A 12,112-nucleotide genomic window follows, 5' to 3' on the forward strand; every position below is an offset into this window, starting at 1 on the left:
GCCAAATTAGAGAATGCGGCAGACGCTGAAGTTCTTAGCATGAGTACGAGGCACGAACACGAGCATGAGTACGAGATGGAGCAGGAGTTCAAAAATTATCATTTTCACATCAAAAAGCATCATTTGTATCCCCTTACAATTCGTCTAAGATGGAGTCAGGTCATAAGAGGGACGAACGTCATACGACCGAGACCGACTATTGAAAACGGAGGGTACACACAAAATGAAAAAGAAAAATTGGACGATCCTGCTCCTGTCACTGATGCTGATGAGTGTCATGGCGCTCACGGCTTGCGGGGGCAACAACAATGCTTCCACCTCAGGGAACAAGGAGGAGAACGGGGCAGCAGCGAATGGCGAGAAAGACAAAGACCAAAAGCCTGTCAAGTTGACCGTTGGTATATGGGAATCTACGGCAGATATTAACTTCTGGACAGAGAAGCTGAAAGCGTATACAGCTGAGCGTTCTCATGTGACGGTTGAACTGGAGAAAATCCCGGACAACGGCGGCCAGTATTTGAAAGTACGTCTGGCGGCGCACGACTTGCCGGATATGTTCTTCCTGAAGCCTGCCCACTTCCAAACCTACAAGGAGAAGCTGCTGCCTCTGGACGGATTAAAGGCGGTAGAAAACAATAAATATCCGACGGTAGTGGACGGCAAAGTGCTGGGTCTTCCGCTCGTATCCTTCTCGGAGTATATTTACTACCATCCTAGCATATTCGAGGAGCTTGGTCTGGAGGTTCCGACTACGCTGCCTGAATTCGAAGATGTGATGGCGAAGATTAAAGAGGATGGCAAGTATATTCCGCTATCCCTCGGCGCCAAAGACGCTTGGACCTTCTATCCGTTCTCCGAGTTCGGTCCGCATGTCCTGTCCGGAGACGAGGACTATCTGGCCAATCTGGCGAAGACGGAAGAGCCGTTCGGCGAAGGAAGCACATTCCAGCGAATTGCGGGTCTGCTGAAAGAGATGAAGGACAACAAATATGCGGGGCCTGATGCGTTGGGCATTTCCTTCGAGCAATCGAAGCAGCAATTCGAATCCAATAAGGCGGCTATGATCGCCGTAGGCCAGTGGTACTACCCATCTTATATGGAAGTAATCGGGAACGATGACGATCTGGGTGTATTCCCGATGCCGTTCCGCGCTACAGAATCCGATCCATTGTATTCCATGACGATGGCGGATATGAACATCGGCATTAACAGCGACTCCAAACAGCAGGAAGAAGCCAAGCTGCTTCTGGAGTGGATGCTCAGTCAGGATGTCTACACGGACTACATCAATACACTGCAGCAGGTATCCACGATGAACGATGTCACAACTGATCTGCCGTTCTTCAATAAGTGGAACGAGCTGCATCCATTCGAGACGTTCATCTATAATGGCACCGACGAGGGCTTCTCCAAGGTGAAGGCGGCTGCGCAGTTCGATCACAGCGTATCTGCGCAAGAAGTGTTCGCGGGCAAGGCAATCGAGAAGATTGCAGAAGAGCTGAATGGACGCTGGGCGAAGGCAGTCAAATCCAATCAGTAGCGATCTATCAAACCCTTATGCTAAAGAGTGTGCTGTTTCAGTACACTCTTCAGGCAGAAGGGTTTTTTCTTATGTTCTTAGAGTCTTCGATGTCTGCAAATATGAGTTCTTGATCCGAGCGAAAGTGCAAAACTGTCTGCCCAAAGGATAAAGCTTTTGCAGGGCGTTCCCATTATGATAAAGTTGAGCGCGCGCTACAAGCAAGAAGTATCGGAGGGCATCGAAATGTCAAAACAAATTCGCACAGCAGTTGTCGGATTGAATATGGGGCTCAGTCATGCGTATGCGTATTACGAATCGGAACAAGCAGACTTGCGCTGGGTCGTCGATCTGGACGAAGCCAGGGCGAAGTCGGTTGCCGAAGAGCTCGGCTGCAAGTATGCAACAGATTGGACGACGATTATGCATGATGTCGATGCGATCAGCTTATGTACGCCGCATCATCTCCATGCGCCGCAGGCGCTGCAGGCCATCGCCCAGGGCAAGCATGTGCTTATCGAGAAGCCGCTGGCCAATACGGAGGAAGAATGCCTGCAGGTCATTCAAGCGGCAGAAGAGAACAACGTCACGCTAATGGTGGCTTACGTGCTTCGCTACTTGCCGGCGTTAGTCCGGCTGAAGGAGGTACTGGACAGCGGCCGATACGGCAAGCCGATTAATGCGAACTGCTGGGTCGAAGGCAGGCTGCAGCCGAGCCCGGGAAGCTGGTTCTCGCGCAGGGACCAGCTTGGCGGCGGTGTGCTGTTCAGCCATGGCTGTCATTACGTCGATCTGCTGCTCTGGTTCTTCGGCGAGCCGGAACGGGTCGTATCACTGGGTACCCGGCTAGGGACGGAATGGATGGAAGGAGAGGGCACTGCTCATGCCACGATTCTGTTCGAGAGCGGAACGCTTGGCCATGTCGGCTGCAGCTGGGGATTCCGGCATGCGGCTCCACCGGCATTGTTCCAGATACATACGACCGAGGGGCTTATTACGGTACCCAGAGACTACCGTACGATCGAAGTCATTACGGATAAGGGCAAGGAGATCTTGTACGAGGAAGCTCCGAGCGCGAATACGAGTAAGGCGAGGACAGCCATCTATGAGATTGAGCATTTTCTGTCGTGCATTGCCGAAGACCGCTTGCCGCAGACGAACGGACGGGACGCGCTGCGATCGCATCGGGCGATATGGGCTGCGTATGCCGTGGCGGACAACTAACGGAGAGAAGGAGGAGCTCATATGCTTAAAGTTGGCATGATTGGTTGCGGGCTGATGGGAAGTCTGCACGCGCGCACATTACGGCAGATGCCGGATGTGCAGATTGCTGCGCTGTACAATCGTTCGCGCGAGAAAGCGGAACAATTAAGCGCGGAAGTGGGGGGCAGCGTGTACGACAGCTACGAACGACTGCTTGAGTCGGATGTGGACGCTGTATGGGTGGCGACCCCGGATCATTTGCATGCGGAGATTGCCATTGCCGCATTGGAGGCAGGCAAGCATTTATTTCTGGAGAAAGTAATTGCGACATCGCCGGAGGATGCCGCCTCCATCGTTGCAGCCAGCGCCAAGCGGCCCGAACTGAAGGCAATGACAGGTTACCCGCTGCGCTTCGCGCCGGGATATCGCAAGATGAAGGAAATCTTATCGCGGCCCGATGCGGGCAACGTGCTGCAGGCATGGTCGATGCGGACTCACTTTCTGGTGCCGACGACGAAGGTGTATGACAAGTACCGCGATCATTACTACGATACGCCAGATTGGTATTTTGACGGCAGCGACAAGGCAGGCCCCATCTATTCGCATGCTTCTCACGATTACGACCTGCTGCATTGGTACGGCGGTGATATTGAAAGCGTCTTCGCATATGGCGCGAGCAGTCCTGCGGCAGGCGGGGTCACTGATGCTTTCACATTGGCCGTTCGTTATGCGAGCGGCGCCATCGCCCACGTAAGCACGCCATGGGTGACCCGTGTTGAGAATGATGCGACGGGCGTCGCCACGGATCGTCTGACGATCGTCAATACGAACGGGGAGCTGTCTCTGAAGGAAGATAGCGGGCCGGAAGAGCGGATTAAGTTCGCGGAGAACGATATGTGGGAGAAGTTGAACGGGCATTTCGTATCGTGTATTCGTGACAATGTGCAGCCGCTCGTCTCGCTGGAGGACGGATGGCGTGCGATTGCCGTATCGGAAGCCGCGATTCGTTCACTGCGGGAACGACGTGAAGTGGCAGTCGATTATGGACCAGTTGCAGGCAGACGCGAAGTGGCGAGCGGAGGGCGCAACGCATGATCAAGCTTGCTTGCATGACTTGGCCGTATACGAACTGCTCGTTCGAACGAGCGCTGCAAGGGATAGCGGCCGCCGGTTATCGCTACGTGGCCTTCGGATTGCCGCATGAAGGCAAGCAAGTGCCGGAGAGCGCAGATGAGGCCGAAGCGGCGACGATTGTCCAGCTTCTGGATCGATATGGGCTGACAGCGTCCATGCTGATCGGCACGTCATGGATTGCCCCGGGACAGCCGGTGGAACATGCGGCCCGATTGTTTGCTTTTGCAAGGCGGGTGGGCGCCGAGGAGATCATCAGCCTTGGCACATGGGGATATCGGCGATTCCCGGATGAACCGCTCGATGCCGATGAGCAAGCGGCGGCCGACGATGCGTTCACTACGCAGCTGCGGCTCGTGTCTGCCGAAGCGGAACGCGCCGGCGTAACGGTAACGTTGAAGCCGCATACTGGGAATACAGCTACAGCCGCCATCCTGAGAGAGACGCTAGCGGCAATTGGATCTCCTGCCGTGAAAGCCTCCTATGATCCAGGAAATGTTCGTTACTATGAAGGGGTAGATCCCGCTGCTGACTTGGCGAGCATTGCGGAGCAGACGGTATCGCTCATTGCCAAAGACCATCGCGGGGCACGCGCTCATGCGGATTTCCCTATACCGGGTAAGGGCGAAGTTGATTTTGACGCAATATTCCGAACTCTTCATGCAACCGGATTCGCCGGGCAGGTGGTAGTCGAACGTATTGACGGTACGGACTCTTCGTTGGATGCTGATGAGATTGACCGTCGCCTTGCGGAAGCGCGGACCGAGCTGATAAAGCTGTTGTCCAGCACAGGCATTGCCGCAGATTAGAAGACATGTATTTTGAGAATGGACGAATTAGCTGCTTCTCCTTCAGCTCGAGGGATGAAGCAGCTTTTATGTCCGTGAGACCTTTGCCTGAATGCTTTTGGCGTACTCGGTTGGAGTCATGCCGATCATTTTCTTGAAGTCCCTGGAGAAGTAGTGAATGCTGCTGTACCCGAGCCGCTCGGCAATCTCAGTCATACTGCTGGTCTCTTCGCGAATGAAGAGTTTGGCTTGCTCGAATCGGGCCCTGCGCACATATTCAGAGATGCCGCAGCCGAATCTTTTTTTGAATGCATTGTACAAGTGTGTCCTGCTAATGGCGAACTTGCGGCAGAGCGAAGGCAGGGATAGATCGTCTCCTAAGTTCTCCTCGATGTACTGGAGAAGCTTGTCGATGGCGGATTTCTCCCGATTCTCTTGCGACACTGTCGGCAAATTCGGTGTAGTCCTGTCCAATTCGATGCGGCGCAGGAGAGAGACCAGCAGCACTTCGATGTAGTTTCTGACCAATTGATGGCTTCCCAAGAGAGCTTGTTCGTTAAGGCTAAGCGGTTCTTTGCTAGAGGTAGGGTTGAGCGGTGGTGGAAGAAACGCATTGTTGCCTTCTCGAATCAACATCGACAGAATATGGCGTTCTTGGTCATTGAGTCGGAATATGCGGCGAGAGAGGCGCTTCATAGTGGCAGATCGGCATTCAAAGGAAAGGATTAAGACATTGGGAGGTGTAACCTGCTTCGTCTGACTGCGGCGAATGACGCCAGGCGGGACCAATAGGCAATCTCCTTGCTCCATGGCAAACGTATTCGGTTCGGCGCAAAACTCCCATACTCCCTTGTCCACATAGAACATCTGCCAAAAGTCGTAGCAGTCCTGTGCCTTGAAGCTTCGAGGAAACTCCGTGTATCTAAAACTAATCACGCTATTCACGTTGATTATTCGGCTTAACTTCAGTCTGCGATGCTGCATCGTTTTGCACACTCCTTTCACTTCGCACAAGTCACATCATGTTTTGAGGAAAGGTAATCGTCTTCGATCGATATTCCAGCCGATTATCGATTTAATTATAGTATGATGACTACAATTTATAAACAGAAAAGTTACTGCTGTTCTAAACCGGTTGACATTCATCGCAAAATTTGCGACACTTACCAAGTAGTTGATCTATCAACTAATGGAGATGAATAGATGAAGCATCCATTGTCCGATCACATAGGGGTCCTTATTCATATGATCGACCTGGAAATCGTTCAATATATGAAAGAAAGGCTCAGTTCTGTGCAACTGACTCCGGAACAGCATCTCATTATCGCATTGTTGCTCAAGCGGCAAGGACTGATGCAGAACGAGATTGCGGAGGCGCTAAGCAAGGACAAGTCTAGCTTGACCAGAATGCTGGGAAGTCTTGAGACGAAAGGATTCATCACAAGACAATGCTGCGGCGATGATCGACGTGCGATGAAGGTATTTCTGACAGAGAAAGGCATGTTGCTTCAGGATCATGTTGATGAGGTCGATAAGTCGACCAGAGCCATCATGCTAAGAGGCTTCTCGGAGGCTGAATGCGCGGAACTTGCAAGATTGCTGCTCAAGCTTCGCGACAATGTGAGGGACGAACAGCGCTCGATGAATCATCTAGACGCGCCAGAAGGTTGATTACGGCGCAAAATTACAAGGGAAGACGGAGGAGAAACAATGAAAATCGCTGCAATTATTGGAAGCAATCGCAAAGACTCTTACAATTTGAAACTGGCTCAATTTGTGCAGAAACGTTATGCCGATCGATTGGAGATTGAGATCGTCACTTTGAACGAAGTGCCTTTTTATAATCAAGATATTGAGAATGAGCCTCCCGCAGGGGCGGCAGCGCTGGCGGAGCGGGTCAAGAAGGCTGATGCGGTGCTATGGGTAACGCCTGAATATAATGCGACCATTCCCGGCGTATTGAAAAATGCGATTGATTGGCTGTCCAGAGGAGAGCGCGTCATGGTCGGCAAGCCGTCCTGGATAATGGGCGCTTCCATGGGACTGCTTGGCACGGTGAAGGCGCAAGCTCATCTTCGCGATATCTTGTTCGCGCCCGGATTGTCCTCTCCGTTGTTGCCCGGCAATGAGGTCTATGTCGGAGCGGTGCATGAGAAGTTCAACGCTGACGGCGATCTGATCCATGAACCGACTGCAGCCTTCCTGGACCAAGTGGTGCATAATTTTATGACATGGTACCACAACCATCAGAAGGGCTTCTCCAACGTATAAAAGGAAGGAATCTGATGGGTAGCCGTATGTTGGGGGCGCTGATCAGCTTCAAATCTAGTGCTGATAGTCAAATAAGAATCCCTATATGCCAGAGCTTCACGCTCTGGATATAGGGATTTTTTGATGCCTGCTTTATTGACCTTGCTCGTCTTGCACTTCTGATTGGAATGCCGCAATGCTGTTTTGACGGCGCTCATTTTTCTCTTCGATGTTGTTTTTGTCGACAGCGGAGATTTCTTCCGCATGCTCGGCGAGATAGTCATTCGCTTCCTGCATGTTCGCCTTCGTATTCTGAATGTGCTGCTCAAGATGCTCGGCATTGTCTGCGCGATTATCCGGTTTTGCCATATGTGTTCCCTCCCCTCCGATGCGAAATCCTACCTTATAATTGCCAAGTGAGAGGTACGCTATACATCTTTGCAGAGGAAGTGTTGCGGATGAGTTGAATGGTAGAGGTATGGATAGTGGGCTAACTTATGTTGAGAAACGATAAAAAGAATAGTAAAATACAGAAAACAGCTTAACGGAGAGGTGGAGGCAAGATGGAGTCGAATGAAAGAGCCGCAAACGTAAAGCAGGCCGAGTTAAAGCAGGCGGAAGTGAAAAAGATGGAAATTGGCATTAGCACATTTCTGGAGGCCACGCCCCATCCCGTAACGGGGGAGCGAGTTAATCATGCAGAACGGCTAAGGCATGCGGTAGAGGAAATTGTGGTGGCGGATCAGGCGGGACTGGATGTCTATGGCATCGGCGAGCATCACCGATCGGATTATGCCGGGTCGGCGCCGGCTGTCGTGCTGGCAGCTGCCGCATCCATGACGGAACGTATCCGATTAACGAGCGCGGTTACCGTACTATCCTCTGACGATCCTGTCCGCGTATATCAGGAGTTCGCCACGTTGGACGGCATATCGAACGGGCGTGCGGAAATCATGGCGGGACGCGGCTCATTCATCGAATCGTTCCCGTTATTCGGATACGATCTGGAGCATTACGACGCATTGTTCGAGGAGAAGCTGGAGCTGCTGCTGAAGGTGCGGGCTTCGGAGAAGGTCACTTGGCGGGGCGGCCATCGTCCCGCCATTCACAATCTGGGCGTGTATCCGCGGGCGGTGCAGCATCCGCTTCCTGTATGGATCGCCAGCGGCGGCAATCCGGAGTCTGCGGCCAGAGCGGGCATGCTGGGGTTGCCGATCGCATTCGCCATTATAGGCGGTATGCCTGAACGCTTCGCGCCGCTTGTGGAGCTCTATAAGAGAGCCGCTGCCAAGGCGGGTCATGATGTGAACAAGCTGCATATTGCGACCCACTCCCACGGATTCGTGGCAGATACGACGGAAGCGGCTGCGGAAGCGTTTTTCCTCCCGACGCAAGCGCAGATGAACGTGATCGGACGCGAACGAGGCTGGGGACAGCCGTATGATCGGGATACCTACGATGCGGCGCGCAGCTTGCGAGGGGCGCTATATGTAGGAGATCCGGAATATGTGGCGGAGAAGATTGTGCTGCTGCGCAAAAATTTGGGCGTCACCCGCTTCTTCCTTCATGTCAATGTCGGCACGATGCCGCACCGCGAGGTGCTCCGGGCGATAGAATTGCTGGGCACGAAGGTGGCCCCTATCGTGCACAGAGAGTTGGCCAGGATCGAGGGAAGCGAATAATTAATCGGAACTGAATACTCCGAACGCCAAGAGATAGGGGCTGGGAAGCTTCAGGGGTGTGGCTCCTTGCGGTACAGCCCGGGAGGACGCCCTTTCTCTTCGGAGAACACTTTCGTAAAGTAGTGTACCGACTGGAAGCCAGTCGCTTCCGCTATATCTTTAATAGACATCGAGGTGGCGACTAGCAGCTCCGAAGCCGCTCGAATGCGCTCCTGCTTCACGAATCCGCTAAAGGTGTGCTCCGAATGCTGCTTGAACAAGCGTGACAGATGCCTCTCGGATAGGTGCAAATATTGCGCCACGTCCTGCAAGCTCAGCGGTGATGCAATATTGTCTCTTATAAAATGCTTGGCTTGAATAACGATTCGGATGGCCAGGCTGGAAGAGGGATGCCAATCCCTCATGTTCCCCTCGGCTCCGGAAGAGAATACGTCTGCCAGCGATGTCAGCAGCACACCACAAGATTGCCTGATCCATTCGACGTTATTCACCGGCTGAAGGGAAGCTTGCGCAGCCAGCGCTCTCCAGTAGAGAGCCGATGGCAATTCTTCGACGTTATAACGGACGATTCGCTCAGCGCGTAGAAGCCGTTCTGAGTAGACATCATAGGAATCACGTTCGCTCGTTGCTTCATTCAGTTCGAAAGCGACATACATCATCGCCATTCCATCACTGCTCCTAATCTGGTGGGCAATGCCCGGTCGGGATAGGAACAGGGTGCCGTCTACAAGCTTGTTCGCCTTTCCATCTTCCTCATATTCCCCGCTGCCGCGAAGGACATAGCATATCTCGTAGAAGGAGTGCTTGTGAACGAGATTATCATAATGCTTCTCCATAACCCCCCAATAATGGATGTGAAATCGCAGTCCCTCCGTGGCGCAGTGCATGATGAAGCTGTTCAGGAATTGTTCTGCAGCGCGATAATCCATTCCATTCACCTGCCTGATCATCAATCTATATCCATGGCGTAATATTGCAAAAAAAAGACTTGTAAGAATAAATACAAGCGATGCTTATCAAAGTAAGATGTGACTATGATCACATCTATTTCTATTGTAGCTCATTAAGGGAGGAAAAAATATGATTACTGCAGAAGATGTACAATTTTACAAAGAAAATGGATACCTGCTCGTCAGAGAAGTGTTCAATAAAAGCGAAGTTGAGGAAATGAGAGAGGCGATTGACGGCATTATCCGCAAAGCAGCGGATGCGAAGCTGGATCGCAATGCGGCTTGGTCCAACGATTTCATTCCGCCTGAGGAACTGAAGAAGCTGGTGCTGAAGGGCTTCCACGATGTGCATTACCAGCATGCCGCCTTCACGAGAGCAGCTGTCCATCCGCGAATGGCAGCGGTGCTATCGCAGTTGATCGGCCCGAACGTGCAACTTCATCATAGCAAAATGCTGGTGAAGCCGCCGGAGAAGGGAGCCGCCTTCCCGATGCATCAGGATGCGCCATATTTTCCTCACGCGAACCATACCATGCTGGCAGGCAGCGTACATTTGGACGACGCCGATCTCGAGAACGGCTGCTTGTCCGTCGTTCCTGGATCGCACAAGCAAGGCGAGCTTCCGCACGTAGGCAAGTTCTATCTGAATCATAAGGAGTACCCGATCTCCATGGGCACGCCTTGTCCAGCGAATGCGGGCGACGTGTTGTTCTTCAATTATTTGACGATTCACGGCTCTGATGTGAATAAGAGCGACCGTCCTCGCCGCAACGTCTTGTTCCAGTATCGCGATCCCATGGATCCGCCGACAGAGCAGGTGCATATTAACTGGGGGCAAGGCTTGATGGTGTGCGGAGAGAATCCGGTCTACAAGGAATATCATCCGAACTTCGCGTTGAAAGAGTAGCTGTTTGGCTAGGCTGGGGGAGCAGTGAGTCTGTGACAAGGACTTTGCTGTTCCCCGGCCATGTGCAGTTGTATTGCTTGATGACATAGACAACAAAATCATATTGTTGATTTGCGGATAAAGTGATAGTATTAATCGTGTACGATATATGATAGTGGAAGTGGTGCTACTATGAGCAAGGGCTTGAGCCGTTACGTGTTGGCTGGCGAAATTTACACGGTGATTAAAGAGAAAATATTGAGCCATGAAATTTCGCCCGGCGATAAAATTAATATCGACCGATTGGCACGTGATCTGGAAATCAGCAATATCCCGATTCGCGAATCGTTGTCCAGATTGGCTGCGGAAGGACTTGTCGAGACGATTCCCTTTAAGGGAATGTTTGTTGCCAAGCTGTCGCTACAGGAATTGGAGGAAATGTTCGAAATCCGCAGGGAGCTGGAAAGTTTGGCTCTACGCAAAGCAGCCCCCCGAATTCCGGCAGAGCGACTCCATCAGCTGGAGCACGGCATCCTGGAGCGAGGAGACAGAAGTCACGAGGAGGATGAGGCGGGACTACGAACGATTTCTGAGATGAACGATGGTGTGCATGGATTAGTATTGGACTATTGCGGCAATCATTTGCTTGAGCACATGATTCGCAGCTACATCGAGAAGATCCAGCGCTATTTGACCTTATCCAGAAAAAATGTCAATGATGACATTGTCCACGAAGAGCGGGAGGAACATCTGGCCATTGTCCGCTTTCTGGCATCTCGCGATACGAATTCGGCTGAACGGGCTTTGAAAACACACCTGGACAACTCATTGGAAAGAACAAAGAAATTGTTCCACTAATTTTTTTTGAGTTAAATCATACACGATATATGATAACAGGGGAGAGGTGAAGAATATGAGTTTTACCGGTAAGACAGCTATCGTGACAGGCGGCGGATCAGGCATCGGCGAAGCTATTGTCCGTGAACTGGCCACACAAGGTGCGAATGTCGTCATTGCGGACGTGAATGAAGAAGCATCTTCGAAGCTGGCGGCATGCTTGCAATCGGGGGGCGCAAGTGTTGTTGCCATGACGGCCGATGTATCCAAGGAGGAGGATGTTCGAGGCGTTATCCAGGAGACAGTGGCGCGATTCACGGGAATTGATATTGTCGTTAACAATGCGGCAGCGATTATGCCGAAATTTTTGGAAGCGTTTCAAGAAGATGAATGGGATCGCATGATGGATGTCAACTTGAAAAGCGTGTTCCTCATGGTCAAACATGCCATTCTGGAATTGAAGCTGTCGCAGGGGACAATTGTCAATATGGCCTCGCTTAACGGTCTTGTCGGGCAAAAAATGAATCCTGTCTATGCGGCAGCCAAAGGCGGCATCGTCGCCTTGACCAAGTCGCTTGCGTTGGATTACGCGCCATACGGCGTTCGCGTCAATTGCATCTGTCCCGCGGGAGTCAGCACACCTCTATTGCAACAATGGATAGGAGAACAGGAAGATTCGGCTGCGGCGGTACAGCAACTGAATGACATGCATGCTTTGGGCCGGCCGGCTACGGCCGAGGAGGTGGCCCAAGCGGTTTTGTTCCTGGCGGGACATACATCCGGATTCATCACTGGCGTGGCATTGCCGGTCGATGGGGGAGCCTCGCTTGGCTATTAACTCTATTAACTATTCCAAATCATTTTAA

13 protein-coding genes are annotated in these 12,112 nt (G+C 52.0%); 10 read left to right on the forward strand and 3 right to left on the reverse strand.

Features of this window, described 5'->3' with window-relative positions; genetic code table 11:
* Nucleotides 1–223: 223 nt before the first annotated feature.
* The 4 genes from ACFQ2I_RS15420 (at nt 224) to ACFQ2I_RS15435 (ending at nt 4,662) form a co-directional block, all read left to right on the forward strand.
* Nucleotides 224–1,540, forward strand: a complete 1,317-nt coding sequence (locus ACFQ2I_RS15420) for an ABC transporter substrate-binding protein (RefSeq protein WP_377565554.1) — start codon at nt 224–226, stop codon at nt 1,538–1,540.
* 225 nt (nt 1,541–1,765) lie between these two features.
* Nucleotides 1,766–2,743 (forward strand): Gfo/Idh/MocA family protein, encoded by a 978-nt coding sequence (locus ACFQ2I_RS15425; protein WP_377565557.1) that lies wholly within the window; start codon nt 1,766–1,768, stop codon nt 2,741–2,743.
* A gap of 21 nt (nt 2,744–2,764) precedes the next feature.
* Complete coding sequence (locus ACFQ2I_RS15430; RefSeq protein ID WP_377565559.1) at nt 2,765–3,817, forward strand: Gfo/Idh/MocA family protein; 1,053 nt, start codon at nt 2,765–2,767, stop codon at nt 3,815–3,817.
* Nucleotides 3,814–4,662: a sugar phosphate isomerase/epimerase family protein gene (locus ACFQ2I_RS15435; RefSeq protein ID WP_377565562.1), complete on the forward strand. Its 849-nt coding sequence runs from the start codon at nt 3,814–3,816 to the stop codon at nt 4,660–4,662. The genes ACFQ2I_RS15430 and ACFQ2I_RS15435 overlap by 4 nt, the downstream gene beginning before the upstream one ends.
* Before the next feature lie 66 nt (nt 4,663–4,728).
* Here ACFQ2I_RS15435 and ACFQ2I_RS15440 read toward each other — a convergent pair whose 3' ends face one another.
* Nucleotides 4,729–5,625 (reverse strand): AraC family transcriptional regulator, encoded by an 897-nt coding sequence (locus ACFQ2I_RS15440; RefSeq protein ID WP_377565565.1) that lies wholly within the window; start codon nt 5,623–5,625, stop codon nt 4,729–4,731.
* Between the two features lie 219 nt (nt 5,626–5,844).
* Between ACFQ2I_RS15440 and ACFQ2I_RS15445 the strand changes: the two genes are divergently transcribed.
* Nucleotides 5,845–6,312, forward strand: coding sequence for a MarR family winged helix-turn-helix transcriptional regulator (locus ACFQ2I_RS15445; protein WP_377565568.1), 468 nt, complete (start codon nt 5,845–5,847; stop codon nt 6,310–6,312).
* Between the two features lie 39 nt (nt 6,313–6,351).
* On the forward strand, nt 6,352–6,912 hold the full coding sequence (locus ACFQ2I_RS15450; RefSeq protein WP_377565570.1) for an NADPH-dependent FMN reductase: 561 nt from the start codon (nt 6,352–6,354) through the stop codon (nt 6,910–6,912).
* 132 nt (nt 6,913–7,044) lie between these two features.
* Here ACFQ2I_RS15450 and tlp read toward each other — a convergent pair whose 3' ends face one another.
* A complete protein-coding gene (tlp, locus tag ACFQ2I_RS15455; protein ID WP_377565572.1) occupies nt 7,045–7,260 on the reverse strand; it encodes a small acid-soluble spore protein Tlp in 216 nt (71 codons plus the stop codon).
* Nucleotides 7,261–7,520: 260 nt separating this feature from the next.
* Here tlp and ACFQ2I_RS15460 point away from each other — a divergent pair, with 260 nt between their 5' ends.
* Nucleotides 7,521–8,573 (forward strand): Atu2307/SP_0267 family LLM class monooxygenase, encoded by a 1,053-nt coding sequence (locus ACFQ2I_RS15460; RefSeq protein ID WP_377566018.1) that lies wholly within the window; start codon nt 7,521–7,523, stop codon nt 8,571–8,573.
* Nucleotides 8,574–8,623: 50 nt separating this feature from the next.
* On the opposite strand, the gene ACFQ2I_RS15465 is transcribed toward ACFQ2I_RS15460, so the two are convergent.
* Complete coding sequence (locus ACFQ2I_RS15465; RefSeq protein ID WP_377565574.1) at nt 8,624–9,502, reverse strand: helix-turn-helix domain-containing protein; 879 nt, start codon at nt 9,500–9,502, stop codon at nt 8,624–8,626.
* A 151-nt stretch (nt 9,503–9,653) separates the two neighbouring features.
* Here ACFQ2I_RS15465 and ACFQ2I_RS15470 point away from each other — a divergent pair, with 151 nt between their 5' ends.
* The 3 genes from ACFQ2I_RS15470 (at nt 9,654) to ACFQ2I_RS15480 (ending at nt 12,084) form a co-directional block, all read left to right on the forward strand.
* Complete coding sequence (locus ACFQ2I_RS15470) at nt 9,654–10,430, forward strand: phytanoyl-CoA dioxygenase family protein (RefSeq protein ID WP_377565576.1); 777 nt, start codon at nt 9,654–9,656, stop codon at nt 10,428–10,430.
* A 171-nt stretch (nt 10,431–10,601) separates the two neighbouring features.
* Nucleotides 10,602–11,267, forward strand: a complete 666-nt coding sequence (locus ACFQ2I_RS15475) for a GntR family transcriptional regulator (RefSeq protein ID WP_377565579.1) — start codon at nt 10,602–10,604, stop codon at nt 11,265–11,267.
* Between the two features lie 55 nt (nt 11,268–11,322).
* Entirely contained in the window at nt 11,323–12,084 is a 762-nt protein-coding gene (locus ACFQ2I_RS15480; protein ID WP_377565581.1) for an SDR family NAD(P)-dependent oxidoreductase, read from the forward strand.
* The last annotated feature ends 28 nt before the right edge of the window (nt 12,085–12,112 follow it).

The sequence above is a fragment of the Paenibacillus chungangensis genome, assembly GCF_042675905.1.
GTDB lineage: Bacteria > Bacillota > Bacilli > Paenibacillales > Paenibacillaceae > Pristimantibacillus > Pristimantibacillus chungangensis.